The sequence below is a fragment of the Croceimicrobium sp. genome, assembly GCF_965228705.1.
Lineage (GTDB): Bacteria > Bacteroidota > Bacteroidia > Flavobacteriales > Schleiferiaceae > Croceimicrobium.
Window position 1 is genome coordinate 2118511 of record NZ_OZ245832.1, and the last position, 25841, is coordinate 2144351.

Sequence of the window (25841 nt, forward strand, 5' to 3'; positions counted from 1 at the left end):
TCTTACTTTTGCTGCGAATATTGACATTTATTTTCACATTGTTATGAATACGGACACTTTTGCCTATCGCCACATAGGACCACGTGAGGAGGATCTGTTAGAAATGCTGAAAGTGGTAGGGGTAAAAAACCTTGAGGAATTAATTTCCCAGACCATTCCCGATGACATTCGACTGGAAGAAGATCTGAATCTGAGTACAGCGATGACCGAAAATGAATTCCTGAACCACATCCGTGATTTAGCGAGAAAAAATAAGGTCTTTAAGTCTTATATCGGTTTGGGATACCACCCAACAATTTTGCCGGGTGTTATTCAACGCAATATTTTAGAAAACCCAGGTTGGTATACCGCTTACACCCCCTATCAGGCAGAAATCGCTCAGGGACGTTTGGAAGCCTTGTTGAATTACCAGACGATGATAAGCGACCTAACCGGATTGCCTATTGCGAATGCCAGTCTTTTAGATGAAGCCACTGCCGCCGCCGAGGCGATGTCGATGTTCTACGGAGCACGCAGCCGCGACAAAAAGAAAGCCGGTGCTTCCAAGTTCTTTGTATCCATCCACTGCTTGCATCAAAATATTGAGCTCATCAAAACCCGTTCAGAGCCTTTAGGTATTGAATTGGTAATTGGAGATCACCGTGAAGTTAATCTAAGCGATGATTATTTCGGTGCCTTATTGCAGTATCCAGCTGCCGACGGAGAAATTTTCGAATACGATGCCTTCATGGCGGATGCCGAAAAATTCGATGTTCAAGTAGCCGTTGCTGCGGATATCATGTCTTTGGTTTTATTAAGCCCTCCCGGAGAATTGGGCGCTAAAGCAGTAGTAGGAACTACTCAGCGATTTGGTATTCCTTTAGGTTTCGGAGGACCCCACGCTGCCTATTTCGCCACTACCGAAGACTATAAGCGTTTTATCCCCGGTCGTATTATCGGTCAAACCGTAGATCGCGATGGCAATAAAGCCTTACGTATGGCTTTGCAAACTCGCGAACAACACATTAAGCGCGATAAGGCTACATCAAATATTTGTACCGCTCAAGTTCTTTTAGCCGTAATGGCCGGAGCCTATGGCGCCTACCATGGCCCTAAAGGATTAAAGCATATCGCTCAAAAGATTCACTTCCATACGGTAAGCCTCAGTGAAGGTTTAAATCGCTTAGGCTATACTCAGGTAAACCAAAACTTCTACGATACGCTACGTATTGAATTAGGACAGGTAGACAAGGAAGAGATTCGCAGTCGCGCCATCGCTCGTGAAGTAAATCTCCGCTACATTTCCGCACATGAAGTGGGCATCAGCATTAATGAGACCACCAATATGGAGGCGATCGAGGAGATCCTCGAAATTTTTGCTGAAGCCAAAGAGGCCACTGCTCCTAAAATCAAATTACTGGAAGTAAGTGTTATTCCAGAATCATTAAAGCGCACCAGCAGCTTTATGGAGCAATCGGTTTTCAATCGCTACCACAGCGAAACCGAAATGATGCGCTATTTAAAAGCCCTGGAGCGTAAAGACCTTTCCTTAAATCACAGCATGATTTCTTTGGGTAGCTGCACCATGAAGTTGAATGCTGCTACCGAAATGTTGCCACTTAGCTGGCCACTTTGGGCAAACATTCACCCCTTTGCACCTACCAATCAAACTTTAGGATACCGCGAATTAATCACTAATCTGGAGCGCGACCTCGCAGAAATCACCGGTTTCCATTCCATGAGCATGCAACCCAATAGCGGTGCTCAAGGAGAGTATGCCGGATTAATGGTAATACGCGCATATCACCAATCCCGTGGCGACAGCCAACGAGATATTGCCTTAATTCCCAGTTCAGCGCATGGCACCAACCCAGCCTCAGCGGTTATGGCCGGCATGAAGGTGGTTGTGGTAAAATCAGATGAAGCCGGGAAGATTGATGTGGAAGACCTGCGTGCCAAAGCAGAAAAACACAGTGCAAATCTGGCTGCCTTAATGATTACCTACCCCTCAACTCACGGTGTGTTTGAGGAACGTGTACGTGAGATCACGCAGATCATTCATGATAATGGGGGGCAGGTATACATGGATGGCGCCAATATGAATGCCCAGGTAGGACTCACCAGTCCAGGAGCGATTGGCGCTGATGTTTGCCACTTGAATTTACACAAGACCTTTGCCATCCCACATGGTGGTGGTGGCCCTGGCATGGGACCTATCGGTGTAGCCGAGCATTTGGCTTCGTTCTTACCCGGACACCCCTTGGTAAAGACCGGTGGTAAGAATCCCATTTCTCCTGTATCCGCCGCACCTTATGGTAGTGGATTAATCTTATTGATTAGCTACGGTTACATTAAAATGCTCGGAATGCGGGGCTTAAAAGCCAGCACAGAGTACGCTATTTTAAACGCCAATTACCTTAAGGAAAGACTGCATGGTGCTTACGAGGTATTGTACTCCAATGAGAACAATCGAGTGGCCCATGAAATGATTATTGATTGCCGCCCCTTTAAAAAGGATAGTGGTATAGAAGTAACCGATATTGCCAAGCGCTTAATGGATTATGGCTACCATGCACCTACAGTGAGTTTCCCGGTAGCAGGAACCGTTATGATTGAGCCAACGGAGAGTGAGAGCAAACAGGAATTAGATCGCTTCATCGAAGCTATGCTCAGCATACGCCATGAAATGGCAGAAGTGCACAATGGCAATTTCGACGCAGAAAACAATCCCTTGAAAAACGCCCCTCATACCATGCAGCAATTAACCGCTGATCATTGGAACTTCCCTTATGATCGTAAAACCGCTGCATTCCCATTGGATTACTTATACCAAAACAAATTCTGGCCTAGCGTTCGCCGGGTAGACGATGCTTATGGTGATCGTAATTTGATTTGTACTTGTGAGCCTATCGAATCCTATATGGAGGAGGAAGCTTAAAAAAAGCAGAGAAAATCTGTCTAAATATTAGAAAGGGAGCTCAATGGGCTCCCTTTTTTCTTGCTCTAAACCATTTGTTTGTTATTTTTGTTACCCTAGTGTTAATACGTTATAACCCTTAATTCAAGAACATGAAGAAAACAGCTATCCTATTTCTTAGCTTAACTGCTGCTATGGCTGTAAATGCTCAAGGGGTTCCTCAAGTTGAACCTACTATTGAGCCTAACGAAGCTCCAGTTAAGCATGTAAAACGCTCGGCTCAGAATATCGAGTCCAGCGCCTCCACTACCATTTGGAGTGAAGATTTCGCCAATGGCATTCCAGCCGACTGGAGCCAAAACGGTACTCCAGCCACCGCTCAGTGGGAATACCGCGGTCCTAGCACTACCCCTAGTAATGCTACTGGATCTCGTGGGTATTATTCAGGAATTAACAATACCCCTCCTACAAATACTCCTATCGCCTCCAGTACAGTGGCTAACGGGTTTATGATCTTTGATTCCGATTATCTGGACAATGCAAACACTACCAACTTTGCTTCAGGAACCGCTCCTGCACCTCACGTTGGTCGTTTAATTACCGACACCATCGATTGCTCTAGCTACAGCAATATCGAATTAGCTTTCGAAATGTATGCGCGTCGATTCTATTCTAACTGGTATGTAGCTTTCTCCATTGACGGTGGTGCTACTTACACTGATACTATTGAATTCTATGGCGACGCTGTGGTTCCAGTAAACGGTGCTACTGCAGACAATGCCCTTGCCCAAGCCAATGTATCTTCTATCATCGGTGGTCAATCTCAGGTGGTAATGCAGTTCATTTTCGACGGTACTCCTGGTAATACCAACGGTAATGGTTACTACTTCTGGATGATCGACGATATCGAATTACGCACGCCTCCAGCTAATCAGTTTACTTTCACTGCTTGGAACGGTGCTCCACCCCAAGATATGATTTACAACAACAATGGTGCTGAATATCCTAAGTATGGTATCATGAACGTAAATCAAATCGTTCCTGTAAACTTTGATGGTAACTTCATCAACTACGGTACTCAAACTCAAACCAACGCTACTTTAGAAGTAGAAATTTGGGATGTAACCGGTACCCCTAGCTTAGTAACTACCATTAGTGCTCCTGGTTGCGCCAACTTAGCTTCAGGTGACACTTGCGACTACACTAATTTAACTACTCCTACCTGGACTCCTCCAGCACAAGAAGCTAGTTACTTATTAGTATGGAAAGCTGTTTCTGACAGCATCAGCAGCGCTACCACTACCGCTACTGATACTTTCGCATTCTACGTAAACAACACCCTTTACTCTCCAGACCGTAATGTGGTAGACAACTATGTAGGTACGAACTCAGCGAACCCAGAGATCATTGCTATGGGTGCGATGTATGACTTGACTAACGAAGATCCTAACAACCCTGGATCAGGATTAATCTACATCGATGGTTTAGATATCATGTTGAGCGCATTAACTGACTCTACTGCCGATATCGAGATTGCATTCTACGACACTACTGGATTTGCTTTCAACGCTGGATTCCCAGCCGGAGCTACTGCTGCATTCCGTAAATCATTCACCTTGAATGGTTCATTGGTTGGAACTAACGCTTACTTCGACTTGAATGATGCTAACGGTAACCCATTAGTATTACCAGCTCAGCCTTACTTGATGATCATCAACTTCTTCCCTAATGCCAGTGGTGGTGTAATTCGTATCGCGAATGACGCTTCTTTCGATCAGCCTGGATACGCTACTGTAATGCAGTTAGCTGACGGTAACTGGTATGGTGGATTTACTTCTGACGTACACGAAGGAACCTTCTTACGTTTGAACGTAGCTGAGTACCAGCCTGGTCAAGGTTTAGAAGAAGAAAATTTTGATGCTTTCACTATGTATCCTAATCCAACTGCAGGTGCTACCAAAATGGAATTTGCAGAAGGTGGAAACTATAGCATCGAAGTATTAGACATGACGGGCAGCCGCATTATCTCTATCGAAGAGAATGTAAATGCCAATGAAACTATCGAATTCGACATGAGCCAGTACCCAATGGGTGTTTACATGGTAAATGTGAAAGGCGATCGTTTGAATAAAACTGTGAAGCTTACTGTGAAGTAAGAACACAAGTCTTAAGATTTAAAATCCCGGTTTGCATCCTGCAGATCGGGATTTTTTATTGCCCCTTCTGGCGATAAAGGGCAATTAATGACAAGCAAAGGCTGGCGCTTCCCGCTAATATTGTGGTTTAAATCCCTATAAACTATAGTATGAAAAAAGCAGCTATCCTTTTGGGCTCCGTTCTTATCGGCTCAGGTAGCCTTCTGGCTCAGAGTCAAGGAAACAAAGCCCCAATGGCGATTAAGCCGGCTCTTATTGAAAAACAAGAGCTAAATCGGGAGTACCGCGGGTACAACCAGAACTCTCAAATCGAGAGTGCAGCTACGACTACTACTTTCTGGAGCGAAGACTTCTCTAATGGCATCCCAGCTAATTGGCAACAAAACGGAAGCACTGCGCTTTCTGCTTGGGAATACCGTGGACCAGGTACTACTCCTAGCAACACTACCGGTTCTCGTGGAGCCTGGGCCCAAGGTACTGGTCCCATCGTAAGCCCTTCAGCCGGTAATGGATTCGTAATTTTCGATTCTGATTTCTTGGATAATGCAGGAAGTCAAACCAATCCTGGAAGTGGTGCAGCTCCTGCTCCACACATCGGTCGTTTACTTACCGACACCATCGACCTTAGCGGTGAGACTGCAGTAGAATTAAGAATCAATTCTTATGCTCGTCAGTTCTTCAGCCGTTACTTCATTGCTTTCAGTAAAGACGCTGGTCAAACCTGGAATGACACCATCGAGTTATACGATGATCTTGAAGTAAACGAAGATTCAGAAGTTGATGGCGTAGAAACTTTTAACGTTTCGGGTTACATTGGTGGTGAGTCTCAAGCTATGATCCAGTTTATCTATGCTGGTAACAAGCCTGGTAACGTTAACGGAACCGGTTACTACTACTGGATGTTAGACGATATCGAATTGCGTTCACTTCCAGAAAACGCTTTCCGTTTTACTGAGTTTAATGGTGCTCCTCCCCAGGATATCACCTTTAACGGAGACCCTTCTTACACCAAATACGGTGTTATGAATGACGATCAAATTGTTTCTATCAATTTCGATGCTAACGTATACAACTACGGTTCTGTAACTCAAACTAACATTAAGTTAGAAGTTGAGATCTACGACGGTAATGGTGGTCTTGTAACTACTGTTAGCTCTCCTGCCGGTGCTTCTTTACCTATGTTGGACACCTTAGACTTTAACACCTTAACTACTCCAACCTGGACTCCTCCTGGTGTTGATGAGTATACTTTCATCTACAAGATTACTTCAGATAGCCTTTCAGTATCTACTACCAATGCTACTGACACAGTGAACTTTAGCGTTCGTGAAAATGGTTACGGTGTAGATTGGGGTACTATCGACAACTTCTTCGGTACCACTAGTGCTGTAGGTGATATGGTAGCAGCCGGTACTCGTTACGCTTTAGAAAACGAAGATTCTGACAGCACCGGTTCTGGATTAGTATTCTTAGACGGTGTAGATATTTACTTATCTACTCGTACTGACTCTACTGCCGACCTTGAAATCAGTTTATTCGATACTGCTGGTTTTGCTTTCAACGCTGGTTTCCCAGCTGGAACAACTCCAATTTTCACTCGTACCTATACCTTAAATGCTAACTCTATCGGTGGTTTGATCCGTTTCCCATTCAGCACTGTAGACAGCGTTTATGACAATGGTAACTGGACTGAAGTTGACCTTCCCTTAAGCGTTCCTACCGGAACTTACTTTGTGGTAGTAAACTTCTTCCCTAATGCAACCGACGGTGTTGTACGTATCGCTAACAGCGCTCAGTACTTCCAGCCTTCAGAGTCTGCTATCTTCCAAACTGGCGATGGTGACTGGTTCGGTGGCTTCTTGAACTCTACTACTTTCGAAGCTCCAATTATCCGTTTAGCTGTTGCTGATGCGCCACGTTACGACGTAAGCATCTCTGAAAATGATATCAACCGCTTCAGCGTGTATCCTAACCCAACCAATGGCGAAGGTTCTGTAGCATTCCACCAAGGTGGTACCTACTCTTTAAACCTGATCGACATGGTAGGTCGTGTACACTACAGCGATGAAGTAACCGTGAACGAAAACGAGCGTCGCGAATTCAACTTCAACGACTTGAAGCCTGGTGTTTACCTTCTTCAAATTGAAGGCGAAGGTTTAAACAAAACCATCAAACTTCAGGTTCAATAATCTGAAGAAGCTTTAGATTCAGAAAGCCGTCTCGGTCAAACCGAGACGGCTTTTTATTTTTACAGTAATATGATAGGATTCAAAGCCTGGTTGAGGCTCGATATGAATTAAACCTTGCGGCGAATTTTTTTGAAGAGCTCCGAACTGTACACGAAATCTACAATCTCGGCATTGTCCGTACTAAGAATCTCTTCACCTGTTCCCTGCCAGGCCTTCTTGCCATCTTTAATGAAAATGATATGATCCCCAATCTCAATTACTGAGTTCATATCATGGGTATTGATAACCGTAGTCATCTCGAACTCCTGCGTAATCTCCTGTAAAAGCTGATCAATTACAATCGCCGTTTTGGGATCCAAACCTGAGTTTGGTTCATCGCAAAAGAGGTACTTCGGATTCATACTAATCGCCCGTGCAATCGCCACCCGCTTTTGCATACCTCCCGATAATTCGGATGGGAATTTTTGATTGACGCCAGGTAAATTCACGCGTTCCAAACAGAAGTCTGCCCGATCCTTTTTCTCTGCCGCCGACATCCCGCTAAACATACTCAGAGCAAAGGTTACATTCTCCTCTATGGTTAAGGAGTCAAACAAGGCATTACCTTGAAATACCATTCCCATTTCGGTCCGTAAGCTTTTGCGATCCTTGCGATTTAAATCTCCTAAGGCCGATCCATCGTATTCTATCTCTCCCGAATCGATATCATGTAAGCCTACCAAGGATTTAAGGAATACCGTTTTCCCGGATCCACTCTGACCAATAATTAAATTCGTCTTCCCTTTGTAAAAGGAGGCATCAATACCCTTGAGCACTTCATGCTCCCCAAAAGACTTACGTATCTCCTTTACTTCGATCATTAGACCAGTAATACTTGGGTTAGCATATAGTTACTTACAATAATAGCCACGGAGCTGCTCACTACCGCCTTAGTAGCATTGATCCCCACCTCTATCGCACCACCTCGAACATAATATCCGAAATAGGCACTTATACTTACAATCAGAAATGCAAACACAAAGGTTTTTATTAAAGCATAGGTGATGTGATAAGCATTAAAGTCGACCGTAAGTCCGTAGATATAATCCTCTGCCGACATCACCCCTCCAATAGAAGCCAAATAACCACCCACCAATCCCAGGGCCATACTGATGATGATTAAAATTGGATTGAAGAAAGCCAGGGCCGCAATTTTGGGTGCAATTAAATAGGAGGCAGGGTTCACGCCCATTACCTCCAGGGCATCAATCTGCTCGGAAACGCGCATACTACCCAAGGTAGAAGCAATATTGGAGCCCACCTTACCTGCTAAAATCAAGCTTATAATAGTAGGTGAAAATTCTAAAACGATACTCTCGCGAGTAGCAATAGCTATATAATAATCAGGAATCAGTGGATCATCAAGATTAAAGGCCGTTTGGATGGTTACAACCGCTCCCACGAATAAGGAAATCACCGCTACAATTCCCAAGGAGTTTATGCCTAGTAAATCCAGATCACTCAAAAAGGCTTTGTAATACATCTTGCCATTCTCAGGTCGACGAAAAGTGCGACCCAAAAGCACCATGTATTTCCCTAAAGACTCAATCCACTTGTTGAAAAACATATCGCGAAAATAAGAGTAATTTTGCTCCGAGCTCTTATTATGAAGAAAGGCATTTTACGAAAACTCCCCTTCTTGATTGCCCTCCTGCTTTGTTTGGCATTTACCGCCTGCAGAGGATTGGAGCCTTGCAATTGTCCGGGTAAAACTGAGCTTCGATGAAGAAAGGACCGGATCCTTTTGCGGCCCTCAATAAATATCTGCCCACAGGCAGTTTAGAGCTACTCCGTCCCTTGTTGGATCGCTATCCCTTGCAGCTAAAGGTTAGCAAGCCTCGCAAAACTAAATTTGGCGATTACCGCTATCCACAAAAAGGACAGGCACATCGCATCTCAGTAAATGGTGATCTTAATCCCTATGCCTTTCTGATTACGCTCCTTCACGAATACGCCCACCTGGTGGCTTTCGATAAATTTGGACAAAAGATTAAAGCCCACGGCGAAGAATGGCAATTTTGCTTTCGGGAAATCGGTACTCCCTTTTTAGACGCCAAGGTCTTTCCTCTTAAACTGGAACGAGCATTTAGAGCCAGTCTCGCTCGTGGCCATGCCAGCTCTGCCACCGATCATCAGCTCTTACGCGTACTGAAAGAATTCGATCAACAAGAATCCACAGAGGCTCGTACCTTTGTCGAAGATTTAGAACCCGGCGCAATTTTCGTGCTCAATGGCCGCATCTTTAAGAAAGGTCCTAAAAGCCGAAAGCGCTACAAATGTGACGAGGTTAAAAGCGGTCGTCAGTTTATGGTACACCCCCTGGCAGAAGTCGGGATTTGGAAGGAAACAAATGAACACTAAGAACTATTACTCTTCAGATTTCAGAATAGGAATTGTAGGCGGCGGACAGCTTGGAAAAATGCTGCTGCAAGAAACCCGTAGATTAGATATAGGAACTTCTGTTTTAGACCCCAGTGAAGTCGCTCCCTGCCGATTAGGAAGCAATGAATTCACCGTAGGTTCACTTACAGATTTTGATACCGTTTATCAATTCGGACAAAATTGCGATGTGCTGACCATCGAAATAGAAAATGTAAGCGTTGAGGCCCTGCAAAAACTGGAAGAAGAAGGCAAAAAAGTTTATCCTCAGCCCCATATCATTCAGTTGATCCAAAGTAAGATCCGTCAAAAGAACTTCTATAAGGAAAACCTGATTCCTACCGCCGATTTCATCAGTTTCGAAGGCAAAGCCGGTTTAGTGGAAGCCATTAGCAAACAGCAGGTTCCCTATCCATTTGTTTGGAAACAAAGCACTGGTGGTTTTGATGGTCGTGGTGTAGCCATGATTCGAAAAGAAACAGATCTGGAGGCATTACCCGATGTTCCATGCCTAGCCGAAAGCTTGGTCCCTTTTGAGAAAGAACTGGCGGTAGTGGTAGCGCGTTCAGCAAATGGCGAATGCCGCTCCTTCCCTACCGTAGAAATGGACTTCCACCCCGAAGCTAATCTGGTTGAATATGTATTTAGCCCGGGAAATGTTGAAAAATCAATCAGCGATAAAGCCCAGGACTTAGCCCGTATGGTTGCTGAAAAGCTGGGCATTGTAGGCATCTTGGCGGTAGAAATGTTCCTGACTAAGGACGGAATGATCCTAATTAATGAGGTAGCACCACGTGTACATAATTCAGGCCACCTCAGCATAGAAGGCAATGTAAGCTCACAATTTGAGCAACATTTACGAGCCATATTAAACCTGCCTTTAGGTTCAACCGAAACCATTCAACCTGCGGTAATGGTAAATTTAGTGGGTGAAGAAAATCACACTGGCCCCGTTTACTATGAGGGCATTGAAGAAATTATGGCTCTGAGCGGTGTTTATGTTCACCTCTATGGAAAAGCCGAAACCCGCCCTTTTCGAAAAATGGGTCATGTAACCATTATTGATCCCGATTTGGAAGCGGCCCGCGCCAAAGCCCGTATCGTTAAAGACAAAATTAAAGTTATCAGTCAATGAGCGCCGTAGTAAGTGTAATCATGGGTAGCCAGAGTGATCTGCCCGTTATGCAAGAAGCCCTGGATGTACTTAAAGAATTAGGTGTAGAGGCCGAAGTAAATATCGTTTCGGCGCACCGTACTCCTGAAATCATGTTCGACTTTGCCAAGACCGCTCATGAAAAAGGCATCAAGGTTATTATCGCCGGTGCGGGGGGTGCTGCCCACTTACCAGGCATGGTTGCTTCGATGAGTCCCCTTCCGGTAATTGGCGTACCCGTTAAGAGTCGCAACTCTATTGATGGCTGGGATTCAGTACTATCAATCTTGCAAATGCCCGGCGGCGTTCCGGTAGCAACAGTGGCTCTGGACGGAGCAAAGAACGCCGGAATTCTAGCCGCCCAAATCGTAGGCAGCCATGTTCCGGAGGTTCTTCAAAATATCATCGATTATAAGGAAGGCTTAAAAGCCAAAGTGATCGCTTCTCGCGAAAAGCTAAATTCCTAGAGATTCTTTAGAAGAGTCATTAACTGTTCCTTCTTACGATTGGCCACCGGTATGCGACTGCCATCCTCCAGGATTAGGTAGCCACCATCGGTTTGCACATACTTCTTAAGGTAGTTCACATTCACTAAATGGGATTTGTGGATGCGCAGGAAATTGTAGCCTTCCAGCATCATATCAAACTCCTTTAAGGTTTTGGATGCCAGGAGATTCTTTTGTCCATTCAGAAAGAAAGTGGTGTAATTTGAGCTGCTCTCCAAACGGATAATATCGGTCAATCGAATTACATGCATACCATCAGAGGTAGGTACCACAATTTTCTTTGGCGAATCAGAAGCCTGACGGATATTTTCTACCAGCACATTAAAATTACTGGCTTTTTTAGGTAGGCCCTTTTCATTTTCCACTTTCCGAACAGCCTTTACCAGTTCCTCCGGATCTACAGGCTTTAGGAGATAATCAAGTGCACTAAATTTAATCGCTTGTATGGCGAATTCATCATGGGCGGTAATGAAAATTACAGCGGGATGTTTTTTAGCTTCATCCGCCGTAAGGCCATTTAAAAGATCAAAGCCACTTTCGCCGGCCAGATCAATATCCAGGAAAAGAACATCTACCTCTTCCTGATCTAAGAGATCCAAACCCTCTTGCACGGAGCCCCCTTGTCCGGCTATTTCCAATTCAGGGCAAAATAAATCCAGCTTACCTATTAAGGCTTCGCGCGAATTCTGTTCGTCGTCGATAATAACTGCTCTGAGCATATTTATAGTTCTTGTGCGGGTAAACGAATGATCACCTTAGTGCCACAAGCCTCCCCTTGTTGGTTGTATTTATCTATGATTTTTAAATCAATCACCTCGTCAATGGATCGCTTCAGGAGATCGATCCGATCCTTATTAATTTGAGTGGCCATGCTGCGATGTGCTTTTTTATTAGGCAAATCTTTGGCCTTTTCTCTTCCTATGCCATCGTCCTCAATCGTGCAACAAAGGAGTTTTTCATCCAGCTTAAAGCTGATCTGTAAAAAGCCTTTTCCTTCTTTGGGCTTAAGCCCGTGCAAGATCGCGTTTTCTACATGGGGTTGGATTAACATTGGCGGTAAGCCAATATCATAGTCCAGTTCCTCGTCCACTTCAATTTCATAATCAAACTTATTATTGAAGCGCAATTTTTCTAATTCAAGATAGTTCTTCAAAACCGAAACCTCCGTTTCCACGGGGTGAATATGCTCCATTGATGATTCAAGGGTTAACCTCATCAATTTTGCGAAATTATTAAGGTAGCGAACCGCCATCTTCGGATCCTTCTTGAAGATAAAACTCGAAATACTATCAAGGGCATTAAAAATAAAATGTGGGTTCATTTGCAAGCGCAAAGCTTTGCGTTCCATCTCCAATAAGTCATTCTCCAAACGCAAACGTTCCTCCCGTCTTTGCCAACGATCGCGTAAATAAATATATGCCAGACCTAAGACAGCCAGCACAATTAAGGACCAGAACCACCAGGTTCGCCACACCGCTTCTTTAACCACAAAAACATAGGGTTTTGCACTCAAAGCCCAGTCCTGCCAAGGATAACGCGACTCTACCTCCAGCGTATAACGTCCAGCCTTTAAATCGCTAAAGAGAGCCTCACGACGGGTACCGGCATAGGTCCAATTTTCACTTTGTCCTATTAAACGATAACGATACTGAATTAGCTCGGGCAACAATATGCTTCGCAAGCCATAGCGAAAACGCAGGTAATTTTGATCGTGATCCAATTCGGAGAACTCCCTTAATCCACTGAAAGCCTCCGTTGGCCAAACCTTTAAATCCGCAGCATTTTCCTCTCTTAACAATTCCGCTTCCAGAAGAGCTAAAACGCCGGGTTCGTGATATTGCCTGAAGCGCTTATAATCCCAAATAAACAAGCCTTCTTCGCCCGCCGCATAAAGCTTCCCCTCATTCTCTTTTAAGGCTCCTCCATTAATAGGTGGACCGAAGAAATGAATTTGAGCCGACTCACCAGCCTTTTGACTTTCCCTGAGGTCCGCTAAACTGACCAAACCTTTATTAGTCCCAATCCACAACTCTTCTTCACTTAGGGCGAAGGCACGAATCTCCGCGAATTCCAAATCCTTAAGGCCAAAGTATTGGGCCTGGGAGGTCTTTTGATCAATAATATAGAGGCCATTACTAATAGTGCCTACCGCTAGTCTTTTATCAGACATAGGCTGAATGGCACTGATTCCAATACTGTCGATTTTCACTCCCGCTAATTCCGGAAAGTGCTGCCAATTACCCGAGTTAAAATGCCAAAGTCCCTGGGTATACGATGCAAACCAAAAACCATCTTGCGGGTGATACTGAATTGAAAAAATGCTGGCAAAGCCCAAATCTTCATCGCTGCGTAGCTTTTGCCATTCCCCCTCTTTAAAACGCCAAATACCCGTGCTTCCTGCAGCCCAAACTTCACCATTACCCTTGGCCAGGCTAAACACAAAGCCGTCAATAGGAGTAGAATGAATGCTTGCCTGACCTTCAATTTTATAATACAAACCGGCCTCAGTAGCGATGTAAATGGTATCGCCTTGCACCAAAGAAGCCAGGACCAGTCCCTTTAAGGAAATTACTTTTTGATAAGGCCACTCCTCCAATCCAAACGGTGTTCCCAAAAAAACTTTGTTCTCGTCCACCGATAGATTCAGTAGCGGCAGCTTTCGGCTGAACTCCTGAAAAAATGGACTTTGCATTTTGAAGATTCCCCGGCTGGTACTTAGGAGAATTAAACTTTGAAAGCTGTAAATATTCTTAATCTCTGAGGCATTGAAATAGGCCTGATAATCGATCGTATAAAATCCTGTTCCTTCAGATTCATTTCGACTTTGGAGATAAACATTTTGCTGATCCACAAAGGCATTAAAAGAGGAACTACCGAGGGCAAATCTAATGCTATCTCCCTTTTGATTGGCCGGTCCCAGGGGGGCTCCCTTTAAATCATGTAGCAGACCACGAGCCATATAAAAATCGGCTTTACCACGAGCCAGGCTTATATAGGCACTACTATCCAAAGGTTGCCAGGCTTCCTGCCAGATGTAGAGAGCATCACTGGTGCTAAGTACCAATTGATCCTCAATTTGCCCCAAACTCTTAAAGTCTTTAGGTAATTCTGAATGGTACATGAGGGAGTCCCCATCCCAGTGATATAAACCTTTAGATAGGGCAACATAAAGTTGACCTTTAAAATCGGCGATATCCAAAACCTGAGCACCTTCGGGGAGGGATATAAGCTTAAAGTCCTTTCCTTGAAATTCTGCCAAACGCCGACCATCCTGAATATAGAGACGCTCTCCCCGAAAACTGCAAACGACCTGATTGATTAAAGGAAAGTCATTGAGGCCAAAATTCACGAAACGATATCCGTCATAGCGCAGTAAGCCGGCTCCTTCACTTGCCATCCAAATGAAGCCTTGCGGCCCTTGAGCCATATCTGTTATAGCGAGGGTAGGCAAACCCTCTTCAAGCCCAATGCGCTCGAATGCAGCTTCTTGTGCCCTTAGTTCGAAAAGGCAGCTCATCAAAAAGAGCAAAAGGTAATAGTGCGCGCGGGCCATCTGCGAAAGGTATTGCCAATGCCGAATTAAACCAAATTTAGCCAAGCGTTTAAAACGGATTAGTAAACGTTTGTTATCGCATTAATGCCCGGACCTGCATCTAGATTTGATCCATGCGATTTCTATTTGCCATCCTTCTAATATCAAAGGGCATTTGCGCTCAATCCTATCAGGCGTCAAGCTTGGCATTAGCCGACTTAAACCTCCTGGGGCCCCAGGTATTGAGGGTAGTCAACCCAGCAAATCCTTTAAACCCCAAACAAAGGGTGGGCCTGCATACTAAAATATGGCCGGGTTTGGCAGACTTAAACGAAATGGGCCTCAGTTATGGCCTTTCCAAAAATCAAAAACGTTTCGGAATACTGGTTCATCAATGGGGACCCATTAAATACCGAGAGCAATTACTGGCCCTAAGCTTTGGATTGGATTTAAACACAAAAATGGCTTTGGGAATAAGCTTAGAACTCCAGCAAAAACAGATTATTGAACAAGATAAGGAATTCGACCTCGGGGGAAATTTATTTTGGAACTACCATCCTCATGAAAATTGGCAATGGGCTAATCGTTTACAAATCCAGGCTCGACCCAAGGCAGCAAAGCTTGGTTTGGAAAGTCAAATGCGATTTCGAGGTTCGGATAATTTGAGTTTACTTTTTGGATTGAGTCTAGCCCAAGATAATGCGGGCTATGGCGCCATTGGCCTAGAGTACTCCTTGAAGAACTGGCTCTTTCTAAGACAAGGATTTAAACTTAGGCAGGATCCTGATTACCGAGCAGGCCTTGGTTTCCGATGGAAGGCCTGGCTTCTCGACTTAGGATTTCAATGGCAAAAAGCTTTGGGACCAGGGCAGCAAATCAGCTTAAGCTATTGCTATTTATGAAGTTCCCACTTGCAATACTTTTGCTTCTTAGCAAGTTCTTGTGCGCCCAAAATCTTTGGGAAAGTCAAATTGAGCAAAGCTCCTTAAGCGAGCAAAACCCATCCCATCTGGAACAATGGGCCAATCAATTGCAGAACTGGAAGCATAGCCCGATAGAAATCAATCTTTGGGATCGACAAAAACTCATGGAAACTGGTTTGTTCAACGTTTTCCAGGTTCATAATCTAATGCAATACCGCCAACGATACGGTGCATTACTCTCCGCTGCAGAACTCACCTTAATTAAAGGCTTTGATAAAAATCGAGTTTCTGCACTCCTTCCCTTTTTAAGCTTTAAAACTCAAGCGAAACCACAGCCCTTAAATTGGCAAAGTCTTCGATCCTTTCGAGAACATCAAATGGCTTGGCGCTGGCAAATTAATAGTAGGAATTTAGAAACGAAAAATAATGCCTACCTCGGTGATCCACTTGAAAGTAGACTTATTTACAGAACCCAAAGCCAGGAAGGGCTTTCCCTGGGATTGAACTTGCAAAAAGATCCAGGCGAAGCCTGGCAACTGCCGTATGGATATGATCATATAGCCGGCTTCTTGCAATACCAAGGGCCCACTAAACTAAGCCAGTTAATTTTGGGCGACTATCATTTTAGTTTCGGTCAAGGATTGAGTTTATGGTCCGGCTCCGCATTCAATACTACAGGCTTCGATCAGGCATTTGCCCGCTACGCCCGGGGAATAAGTGCCTATGCGGGCAGCGAAGAACAACGATTTTTCCGTGGAATTGCCACTAGCTACCAGACTGGTGCCTGGAAAAGCAAGGCCTTTGTTTCCTTTCGCGAATTAGATGCCAGTAAAGAGCCCGAACCCGATGCTGTGAAAGCCCGTATTCGAAGCGATGGTTATCATCGAAATGAAAAGGAACTGAAGTATAAAGATCAGGTCCTGTTAAAATCCCTGGGCCTGGCTGTTCAATATGAAGGGCGAAATTTTGATCTGAGTGTACTTCATCACCAACATTATTTTGCGATCCCCCTGGTTTCGCCCGAGAACTTAAGTGAAAAACATAGACCAAGTGGAAAAAGCCATCAGGCTTATGCTATGGCGGGGCAAATGCTCTGGCAACAATTTCACTTCTTCGGAGAGCTAGCCTTGGACCCGGAGGCCAACTGGGCTTTTGTCTTGGGCTGGGAGCGAAAATGCCTGGAGCGATTGCGGTTAAAGCAACAATGGCGGAAATTTCAACCCGAGTATCAAAGCTTTTGGAGCGATGCCCGAGCCCGAAGTGGCAGCGCAGGAGAATTTGGGATTTTGCAACAAATTGAAGCGCATTGGAATTACCAATTACGCAGCCTCATTGAAATTGACTACTACCAGTTCCCTTGGCCTCGCTATCAAATAGACGGCCCATCTGCCGGAAGGCGCATAAGTCTGATTCAAGAGTGGCGCCGTCACAATTCACAAATCCTGGAAATCCGAATCCGAAATCAATGGGATGAAAAATGGGATGCTGCTCTACTAAAAAATGAACCAGGCCTTCAAAAATCCAAAATGGAGCATTGGCAAGTTCGCGTCCTTTTCAAAAACAAAATCGGAGCCGGCTGGAGCAAACGCAGCACATTACAATTCTACTTACAGCCGGAGAAGCTAGCTTTTCCGGCCAGCTTTATGAGCCAACAATGGAGCTATCAAAAAAATGCCTGGCGCATTCGTATTTGCCTGGCAGTAGTTAATGATCCTTTTTCCAATGCCGTTTTCTATGACTATGAACCGAATCTGCTTCAAAGTTTTTCCATTCCTGCCTTTCGTGGACAAAGCTTTAGGCTTTCTGTGTACAGTCGTTGGCAGTCCAGAAATTGGCAAGCGGAAATCAAACTTGCTTATGCCGATGATATTTATTATTCTAATGCTCAAATAGAGCTTAAATTGCAATTGCATTATTCATTTTAAGAAACCACGTGCAGATGCGATATTTGCTAAAAATTTACGCATGCTTTCAGAAAAATTAGCCTCAGCGCTTAACAAGCAAATTCAGGTGGAGGCCATCTCCTCTCAAGTATATTTAGCCATGGCCTCCTGGGCCGAAGTGCAAGGTTTAGAAGGGGTTGCCTCTTTTATGTACGAACAATCGGATGAGGAAAGATTGCACATGTTAAAGCTGGTTAAATTCGTAAATGAGCGTGGTGGACATGCCGTGGTTTCGGATCTAAATGCGCCAAAATCCGACTTTGGGACTTTTAAAGACATGTTCCAGGAGCTCTTCGAGCACGAATTAAAAGTATCAGCAAGCATCAATGAATTAGTCCATATTGCCTTAGAGGAAAAGGACTATGCCACCCACAACTTTTTACAATGGTATGTGGCAGAGCAAATCGAAGAAGAAGCTGTGGCTCGAACTATTTTGGATAAAATTAATTTGATAGGTAACGATAAAGGCGGACTCTATTTATTTGACCGCGATATTAAGCAGCTCACCGTAGAAACTGCAGCTAAAGACAACCCTAAATAAGCCGAACGGTAAATGAAAAACACCTACTTTGATCTGATCGATCAGACGTATTATTTTCCCCAGGAAGGTTTTGATTTGCGTGATGATCAACTCACCTTCCACGGAATTTCGCTTAAGCACCTGATTGACAAATACGGAACCCCTTTCCGTTTTATCTATTTGCCTAAAATTGGCGATCAGATCAAAAAAGCGCGCAACCTATTTAATCGAGCCATCAAGCGCTCCTCCTTCCGAGGCGAGTATCAATTCTGTTATTGCACCAAGTGTAATCACTTTTCCCATGTGGTTAGTGAGGCCCTCAAGCATAATGTAAATCTCGAAACCTCATCTTCTTTCGACATCGACCTTATCTTAAACTTATATAAGGAGGGGAAATTCACGAAGGATCGCTACATCGTAAACAATGGCTATAAAACCGACGACTATCTTCAGAAGATCGTAAAAATGCATGAGCTCGGTTTTGAGAATATCATTGTGGTATTGGATAGCATGACGGAGTTGGAGCGATTAATGAAGTTCGCTGGTGATAATAAAATTAAGATCGGTCTGCGGATGGCCATAAATGAGGAGCCGCAATCGAGCTACTACACATCTCGTTTAGGCATTCGACATAATGAAATGCTGGATTTTTACGAGAATCACATCAAGGACAATCCTCAGGTTGAGCTTAAAATGCTGCACTTCTTTGTGGATTCAGGCATTAAAGACAGCCTCTATTATTGGGGTGAATTTAAACGGGCGATTAAACTTTATACAGAGCTCAAGAAAAGAGCTGAAGGCCTTACCCACTTCAATTTGGGTGGGGGTTTCCCAATTCGCAACAACCTGGGTTTTGAGTACGACTATGAATACATGATTCGTGAGATCGTACAAAATATCAGCGATGCCTGTGATGCTGAGGAAGTTCCTCATCCCAATATCTTCACCGAATTTGGGAAATATACCGTAGGTGAATCCGGCGCCATCATTTTTAAAGTGCTGGAACAAAAGAAACAGAACGATACGGAAAGCTGGTATATCATCAACAACAGTTTGATGAACACCATCCCTGATGCCTGGAGTATTCACGAAAAGTTTATCCTACTTCCCATTAATAAATGGGATCACGAATACCAAAGGGTGAATATTGGCGGAATCAGCTGTGATCACTCGGACTACTATAATTCCGACGAACTAAACCAGGAGGTTTTATTACCTACCTACGACGATAATGATGAAGAACCCCTCTACATTGGTTTCTTCCATACCGGTGCCTACCAGGATGCCATTTCAGGTTACGGTGGTATTAAGCATTGCCTGATCCCCTCTCCCAAGCATGTGATTATTGATCGGGATGAGAAAGGCAATATTGTCGACTTTGTATATCGCAATGAGCAGTCGGCCGAGGAAATGTTTAAACTATTAGGTTACAAATGAGAATTTACGCCGGTGTAGAAGACGAATGGGGCGATTACACTAAAGCCCGTATTCTATTACAATCCATCCCTTATGATGGAACCAGCACCTGGGGCAAAGGTGCCGACCAAGGCTTCGAATCCTTCTTGGATGCTACCGACAATATGGAGCTTTACGATATCGAAACCGATTCGGAAGTCTATAAACAAGGAGTGCATATCCTGGATCCCATCCGCGAAGACTCCAGTCCGGAAGCCGTATTTGAAACCGTTTACAAAAAGACTCAGGAACTCCTAAAAACAGGCAAGTACCTCAGCTTCTTTGGTGGTGAGCATAGCATTAGTATCGGGGTTATTAAGGCTTTTTACGAGCATCATGATAATTTGAGCGTACTACAGATTGATGCTCACGCAGACTTGCGTCCGGATTACCATGGTAGCCCCTACAACCATGCTTGTGCGGTTTATGATGCCAGTCAGAATTGCAATTTGGTGCAGGTAGGCATTCGCAGCATGGATGCAGATGAAAAACAATATGTACAAGAAGGCAATTGCTTTTATGCTCACGAAATGTGGGGACATGATCGCTGGATGGATGAATCCATCGCACGCCTCACCGATAAGGTTTATCTAACCATTGATCTGGATGCTTTTGATCCTTCAATATTGGCTGCTACCGGAACTCCTGAACCCGGCGGAATGGGCTGGTATGAAACCTTAAAATACCTGCGCAGAGTATTCCGCGAGAAAGAAGTAGTAGGTTTCGACATCGTAGAGCTGGCCCCCGAAAAGGCCCACAAGGCATCTAATTTTTTAGCCGCCAAACTGTATTACAAACTTTTAAGCTATCAATTCGAAGATGGAAAATAAAGGACCCATTGGCCAGTTTATGCTGGAACATTACAAGCACTTTAATGCTGCAGCTCTAGTAGATGCCGCAAAAGGATATGAAAAGCATTTAGCGGAAGGCAAGAAAATGATGATTACCCTGGCTGGTGCCATGAGTACCGCCGAATTAGGGAAAAGCCTTGCGGAAATAATTCGTCAGGATAAAGTGCAAATCATCTCTTGTACCGGTGCCAACCTCGAAGAAGACTTAATGAACTTAGTGGCGCATAGCCACTATGAGCGTGTTCCTCATTACCGCGATCTTACCCCTAAAGAAGAATGGGATTTATTGGAGCGTGGCCTAAATCGGGTAACCGACACTTGCATCCCAGAAGAAGAAGCTTTCCGTCGCTTGCAAAAGCACATCTTCGAAATCTGGAAGGATGCCGAAGCAAAGGGTGAGCGTTATTTCCCACATGAGTTTATGTATAAGCTACTGAACTCTGGAGTATTGCAACAGTATTATGAAATCGACCCTAAGAACAGCTGGATGCTGGCAGCGGCAGAAAAGAACCTGCCCATCATCGTTCCAGGTTGGGAAGATTCGACCATGGGGAACATTTTCGCTTCTTATTGCTTAAAAGGAGAGCTCAAGGCTTCAACCATGAAGAGTGGAATTGAATACATGACTTTCCTGGCCGATTGGTATACGGACAATGCCGGAACAGATGGTATTGGCTTTTTCCAGATCGGTGGTGGTATCGCCGGTGACTTCCCGATTTGCGTAGTACCTATGCTTTATCAGGATATGGAACGCACTGATACTCCTTTCTGGTCTTATTTCTGCCAGATTAGCGACAGTACCACCAGTTACGGATCTTACTCCGGAGCAGTTCCCAATGAGAAAATCACCTGGGGAAAGCTGGATATTCATACGCCGAAATTCATTGTAGAAAGTGATGCAACTATTGTTGCGCCGCTGCTTTTCGCATACCTCTTGGGCTGGTAATAAAGCTAAAGACGCCCAAAGGCATTATGGAAACAATTGAAAACGTAGAACTCGCCTACTTAAACGCCGAGGATTATCAAGCCTTAAAAGATTTAATGGATGCCGCCTATGCTGGCATGAATAGCCTTCACTGGAAAAAAGAGGAAATCGAGAAATTGGTTTCCCTCTTTCCAGAAGGGCAGGTCATTTTAAAGGTGAATGGCGAATTAGCGGGTTGTGCACTTTCAGTTTTGCAGGATGACAGCATTACCGAGAAAAACCATAGCTACTCCGATGTTACCGGTAACGACACCTTTAGAACGCATAAAAAGGATGGTGACTTGCTCTATGGTATTGATGTTTTCATTTCTCCCAAATACCGCGGTTTGCGCCTGGCACGCCGACTCTATGATTTCCGTAAAGAGCTCTGTGAACAACTCAATTTAAAGGGCATCGCCTTTGGGGCGCGAATGCCCAAATACCACCTTTACGCAAAGGACCTGAGTCCTTTACAATACCTGGAAAAGGTAAAAGCAAAGGAGATTGAAGATCCGGTACTTAACTTTCAATTTAATAATGACTTCCACGTAAAGAAAATCCTCAAAAACTATTTGGAGGGAGACACCGAGTCTCTGGACCATGCTGTTTTGATGGAGTGGAACAATGTTTATTACGAAAAGCCTAGCGAAGGTCCGGGAACCCAAACCCGGGTAATTCGAGTAGGCCTGGTACAATGGCAAATGCGGCCCTATCGCGATCTGGATGAATTAATGAGCCAGGCTGAATTCTTCCTGGATTCCATTTCTGGCTACCACTCCGATTTCGCCCTCTTCCCCGAATTTTTCAATGCGCCATTAATGGCCGCTTACAATGAAATTAAGGAGTCAGAGGCTATTCGCAAATTGGCGGGCTACACCGAAGAGATTGTGAGTCGTTTCTCCCAATTGGCAGTAAGTTACAATATCAACATCATTACCGGGAGCATGCCCGAAATTGTGAATGATAAGCTTCGCAATGTAGGCTATCTCTGTCATCGTGATGGTCGCCTGGATCGCTTTGAGAAAATTCACGTTACCCCCGACGAAGAACGAGTTTGGGGTATGGAAGGAGGCGACATCCTGCGTAGCTTCGATACCGATTGTGGCAAGATTGGCATCCTGATTTGCTACGATGTGGAGTTCCCGGAACTAAGCCGAATTTTGGCCGAAGAAGGCATGGACATTCTTTTTGTCCCCTTCCTTACCGACACCCAAAATGGATACAGCCGGGTACGCAATACCGCTCAGGCTCGTGCCATTGAAAACGAGTGTTATGTGGTTATTGCCGGCAGTGTAGGCAACTTACCCAAAGTGAGTAATATGGATATTCAGTTTGCCCAATCCATGGTTTTCACACCCTGCGACTTTGCCTTCCCCAGCACCGGTATTAAGGCCGAAGCTACCCCCAATGCGGAGATGATTCTGGTAGTAGATTTAGATATCAATCTACTGCGTGAACTCAATGAATTTGGTAGCGTTCGAAACCTTAAAGACCGTCGTCTGGACCTTTATCAACTTACAAAGCTGAAAGCTTAACTTTTCTTCTTTCGCAAAGGGGCTGCTTTCAATTCTTCAAATTTCAAATTCGGCGGGAAACCCTGAGGAAAGCGTGCAAAGTGGTAGAGCTCCGAAAGAGGGATTTCATAATCCGTGTGAGAAGCTCGATCCTTTACCTGACCATTGACCACTCCCATAGTTACTACATTGACTGGTAAGCTTACAAATCCTACAATGCCATGACTTACCGGCAATAGGGTAAGGGCCACATTGGACCAAACCGGATATTGAGGCTCGAGCATATAGACCCGAAAGCCCTGAACCTGATCCAACATTACCTCTACATGATCAACTTCTCCATCCTCACCATGAATGATGAAGATACTGCTATCGTTCACTGAAATTAGTTCACCTACTACTTTGGGCACCTTAGCACTGCGCTTAAGGTCCAACTCAATATAAGAGCCGTATAAGTTTTGATGAGCTTCTGAAGATTTGGGTAAGATATCGGAAGTAGAACACGCACTGAACAAAATCACCAGCACCAGCACGAAGCTCAATTTTGAAATACAATTTTTCATAATCAGCAGCATTAAGGTTTCAGAGTCAATGGTTCGGCGGGCACTTGAGAAGACCAGAAAACTTCTTCCATATTCTGCTCGTAAATCTTATATGCCTCTGCTTCTCTCTTAAGATAAAGTGCAGGCTGCTTAAACATTTGTCGCAGTTTCCAAAGATCTTTGTCTGCCAACCACTCCTTGCGCATCCATTCCAAATAATAACCTTCGGCTTTTAAAAAGAGGGCATAGTCTTGATTCGGATCTAGGGAAAAATCCAACTCAAAATAGTCGCCCGGCATGGAAACTAATTGTAAATCCGGATCATTCAATTCGGTTTTCGCTTGCGCTGATTCTATTCCCGCCTTACGCACAGCAATTGGCTTCAGGGCCTGTGGTTCTAACTTCCGTTGAATGGAGCAAATAGCAGCACGATCTATTCTCCATAAGCCACGGTTCATTAAAAGTTTTAATTTCAAAGGGCCTTTCGGCTGATGCGCCAAATCCAAAATCTGTCGGTTAATAGCAATAGGCCCGGTTTCATAGAATGCTCCTTGAAAATCCCAGCCCTGAGTATCTTCATTCCACAGATAGACTTCCAGTTCTCCTAATTCCGATTTGAGCCCTTGATCCATGGTTTCATATAAATCGCCACTATTCTCAAATTTGGCGATAATGTCTGCCACCTCATCACCCATATAGGAAAGGGCAGAATAGATAAAATAGGTGGTCATTAAAGTCTGTCGAAAATCGAGGACCAGCCCCAGATCTTCTTGAGAGGGATCTAGATCAAATTCTAAAATCAACTCCTCCTTCGAAGCTAGATTCTCCGCATCGGCCTCAGAAAAATACTCCTGACCATCAGCAGTAGCTAAAAGCTCATTATTGCGAGGCAGCCATAATCCTTGGGTAGCATAAAAATCGCCTTTGCGACTTTGGAAAATGCGCTCCCCTTCATTCTGGGCTAGGGCTACTAATTGAACTGATCGCAAAACATGGGTTTCTTGCGCTTCGTTCTTCATCACCAAGGTGAAGAGGGAATCCGAATATTCCGAAATCATCAGATCGTCGATATCGGCATATTCCAAAGAAGGACAAATAGCATTGGAAAAGCCTTCGGCCCGAGCCGAAAAAAGGCCCTGATCCTCCACACTATAAAAGGTAGGACAAGAGCCAAAACAAGCTTTAGGATTAGCCAGGCACACAAAGGACAGGCCAATATTAACCACCGTTAGGGGAGCCAACATTTGATGCCCGGAACTAATATCCAGCTCTTTATTCACTTCAAAGAGACTAACTGAAGCGATGGGCAAGCTTCGTTCTGCACTATCTAAAAAATCACGGTTGGCATCATAACGATAAGCCATGCCTTGTACTGCTCTGCTATTGGTATCTACCCACCAGGCACCTGGAAAAAAGTAGACCTCACCATTTTTAAGATGGGCTTTTAAAATACTCTCTGTAGGAATATCCTGAGTTTTATGCACGGCATCCTGCACATCGCGGTAATGCCATTTGTACTCAAGTTCTTTGCAAGCTGAAGCACTCAAAATGAGCAGCCCCAAGCCCCATAAAAGGACATAATTCTTCATTTTAATCAGTAATGGTTTAGTCCGAAGGTAGCCAATTATTGACTATGGGCTTTCCCTATCTTTGAAGAATGCGAAAAACCTTTCTCTACTTAAGTCTTCTTATTGGGTCTAATCTTAGCGCTCAATCCTCATTAATGGATAGTCTGCTTTGGCTGAATTATGAATATCGCCTGGAACAAAATTTGGAGTTCGCTGACTCAGCCGAGTCTCCCCTGGAAGAAGAAGATCGCCAGAATTTCAGCAGTCTGGATTGGTATCCCGTTGACACCAATTTTATCGTTTGGGCACGAATAGAGTTGACGCCAGATTCCAAGCCCTTTAAAATGCCCACTACCACCGATCGTGAACCGGTTTACAAGCAATATGCTATTGCACACTTCGAATTGGGTGACAGTTTATTCCACTTGCCGATCTATCAAAATCTGGGATTAATCAAAATGCCTCAATATCAGGATTATCTTTTTATCCCCTTTACCGATCATTCCAATGGTTTTGGCAGCTATGGAGGCGGACGTTATTTGGATTTACGCATTCCAAAGGGCGACTCCCTATTGATTGATTTCAACCGAGCTTATAATCCCTACTGCGCTTATAATGGCCGCTACTCCTGCCCTATTCCACCTCGTGATAATCGACTGAATTATTTCATTAAAGCCGGAGTGCGCTATGAGCCAAAACACTAAAAATGAG

The 25841-nt window shown here is 44.4% G+C and carries 20 protein-coding genes; 14 read left to right on the plus strand and 6 right to left on the minus strand.

The genetic code is table 11. The features are described 5' to 3' along the window. The first annotated feature begins 43 nt into the window (after window positions 1–43). From gcvP to ACO05P_RS09645, 3 genes are all read left to right on the plus strand, one after another. Window positions 44–2917 carry an aminomethyl-transferring glycine dehydrogenase gene (gene gcvP / locus ACO05P_RS09635; RefSeq protein ID WP_421750445.1) on the plus strand — a complete coding sequence of 958 codons (2874 nt, stop codon included), beginning with the start codon at window positions 44–46 and terminating at the stop codon, window positions 2915–2917. A 131-nt stretch (window positions 2918–3048) separates the two neighbouring features. Then, a complete protein-coding gene (locus ACO05P_RS09640; RefSeq protein ID WP_421750447.1) occupies window positions 3049–5052 on the plus strand; it encodes a T9SS type A sorting domain-containing protein in 2004 nt (667 codons plus the stop codon). A 149-nt stretch (window positions 5053–5201) separates the two neighbouring features. Next, on the plus strand, window positions 5202–7241 hold the full coding sequence (locus ACO05P_RS09645; RefSeq protein WP_421750449.1) for a T9SS type A sorting domain-containing protein: 2040 nt from the start codon (window positions 5202–5204) through the stop codon (window positions 7239–7241). 107 nt (window positions 7242–7348) lie between these two features. Here the strand turns inward: ACO05P_RS09645 and ACO05P_RS09650 are convergent, their stop codons facing one another. Together ACO05P_RS09650 and ACO05P_RS09655 are read right to left on the minus strand one after the other, a co-directional pair. Beyond that, window positions 7349–8101, minus strand: coding sequence for an ABC transporter ATP-binding protein (locus ACO05P_RS09650; protein WP_421750451.1), 753 nt, complete (start codon window positions 8099–8101; stop codon window positions 7349–7351). Further along, window positions 8101–8847, minus strand: coding sequence for an MlaE family ABC transporter permease (locus ACO05P_RS09655; RefSeq protein ID WP_421750453.1), 747 nt, complete (start codon window positions 8845–8847; stop codon window positions 8101–8103). The genes ACO05P_RS09650 and ACO05P_RS09655 overlap by 1 nt, the downstream gene beginning before the upstream one ends. Window positions 8848–9002: 155 nt before the next feature. Between ACO05P_RS09655 and ACO05P_RS09660 the strand changes: the two genes are divergently transcribed. The 3 genes from ACO05P_RS09660 to purE are packed head-to-tail and all read left to right on the plus strand — an operon-like array spanning window position 9003 to window position 11279. Then, a complete protein-coding gene (locus tag ACO05P_RS09660) occupies window positions 9003–9641 on the plus strand; it encodes a SprT-like domain-containing protein (protein WP_421750455.1) in 639 nt (212 codons plus the stop codon). Next, complete coding sequence (purK, locus tag ACO05P_RS09665) at window positions 9631–10794, plus strand: 5-(carboxyamino)imidazole ribonucleotide synthase (protein ID WP_421750457.1); 1164 nt, start codon at window positions 9631–9633, stop codon at window positions 10792–10794. Before ACO05P_RS09660 ends, purK begins: the two co-directional genes overlap by 11 nt. Then, window positions 10791–11279 (plus strand): 5-(carboxyamino)imidazole ribonucleotide mutase, encoded by a 489-nt coding sequence (gene purE, locus ACO05P_RS09670; RefSeq protein WP_421750458.1) that lies wholly within the window; start codon window positions 10791–10793, stop codon window positions 11277–11279. The genes purK and purE overlap by 4 nt, the downstream gene beginning before the upstream one ends. Here the strand turns inward: purE and ACO05P_RS09675 are convergent. Both ACO05P_RS09675 and ACO05P_RS09680 read right to left on the minus strand, forming a co-directional pair. After that, window positions 11276–12037 carry a LytR/AlgR family response regulator transcription factor gene (locus tag ACO05P_RS09675; RefSeq protein WP_421750460.1) on the minus strand — a complete coding sequence of 254 codons (762 nt, stop codon included), beginning with the start codon at window positions 12035–12037 and terminating at the stop codon, window positions 11276–11278. The genes purE and ACO05P_RS09675 overlap by 4 nt on opposite strands. A gap of 2 nt (window positions 12038–12039) precedes the next feature. Continuing rightward, window positions 12040–14871, minus strand: coding sequence for a sensor histidine kinase (locus ACO05P_RS09680; protein WP_421750462.1), 2832 nt, complete (start codon window positions 14869–14871; stop codon window positions 12040–12042). A gap of 113 nt (window positions 14872–14984) precedes the next feature. Here ACO05P_RS09680 and ACO05P_RS09685 point away from each other — a divergent pair, with 113 nt between their 5' ends. The 7 genes from ACO05P_RS09685 to ACO05P_RS09715 are packed head-to-tail and all read left to right on the plus strand — an operon-like array spanning window position 14985 to window position 23041. Continuing rightward, complete coding sequence (locus tag ACO05P_RS09685; RefSeq protein WP_421750464.1) at window positions 14985–15752, plus strand: hypothetical protein; 768 nt, start codon at window positions 14985–14987, stop codon at window positions 15750–15752. Then, complete coding sequence (locus ACO05P_RS09690) at window positions 15749–17698, plus strand: hypothetical protein (protein ID WP_421750466.1); 1950 nt, start codon at window positions 15749–15751, stop codon at window positions 17696–17698. Before ACO05P_RS09685 ends, ACO05P_RS09690 begins: the two co-directional genes overlap by 4 nt. 40 nt (window positions 17699–17738) lie before the next feature. Further along, entirely contained in the window at window positions 17739–18257 is a 519-nt protein-coding gene (locus tag ACO05P_RS09695) for a ferritin (protein WP_421750468.1), read from the plus strand. A 12-nt stretch (window positions 18258–18269) separates the two neighbouring features. Then, window positions 18270–19673, plus strand: coding sequence for an arginine decarboxylase (locus ACO05P_RS09700; RefSeq protein WP_421750470.1), 1404 nt, complete (start codon window positions 18270–18272; stop codon window positions 19671–19673). Continuing rightward, window positions 19670–20521, plus strand: a complete 852-nt coding sequence (speB, locus tag ACO05P_RS09705; RefSeq protein WP_421750471.1) for an agmatinase — start codon at window positions 19670–19672, stop codon at window positions 20519–20521. The genes ACO05P_RS09700 and speB overlap by 4 nt, the downstream gene beginning before the upstream one ends. Further along, window positions 20511–21488 carry a deoxyhypusine synthase family protein gene (locus tag ACO05P_RS09710; protein WP_210759837.1) on the plus strand — a complete coding sequence of 326 codons (978 nt, stop codon included), beginning with the start codon at window positions 20511–20513 and terminating at the stop codon, window positions 21486–21488. The genes speB and ACO05P_RS09710 overlap by 11 nt, the downstream gene beginning before the upstream one ends. Before the next feature lie 26 nt (window positions 21489–21514). Further along, window positions 21515–23041, plus strand: coding sequence for a GNAT family N-acetyltransferase (locus ACO05P_RS09715; protein WP_421750473.1), 1527 nt, complete (start codon window positions 21515–21517; stop codon window positions 23039–23041). Here ACO05P_RS09715 and ACO05P_RS09720 read toward each other — a convergent pair. Together ACO05P_RS09720 and ACO05P_RS09725 are read right to left on the minus strand one after the other, a co-directional pair. Further along, a complete protein-coding gene (locus ACO05P_RS09720; RefSeq protein WP_421750474.1) occupies window positions 23038–23583 on the minus strand; it encodes a hypothetical protein in 546 nt (181 codons plus the stop codon). The two genes, ACO05P_RS09715 and ACO05P_RS09720, sit on opposite strands and share 4 nt — an antisense overlap. An 11-nt stretch (window positions 23584–23594) precedes the next feature. Beyond that, entirely contained in the window at window positions 23595–25151 is a 1557-nt protein-coding gene (locus tag ACO05P_RS09725) for a hypothetical protein (protein WP_421750475.1), read from the minus strand. A 68-nt stretch (window positions 25152–25219) separates the two neighbouring features. On the opposite strand from ACO05P_RS09725, the gene ACO05P_RS09730 reads away from it, so the two are divergent. Next, on the plus strand, window positions 25220–25834 hold the full coding sequence (locus tag ACO05P_RS09730; RefSeq protein ID WP_421750476.1) for a DUF1684 domain-containing protein: 615 nt from the start codon (window positions 25220–25222) through the stop codon (window positions 25832–25834). Window positions 25835–25841 lie beyond the last annotated feature (7 nt).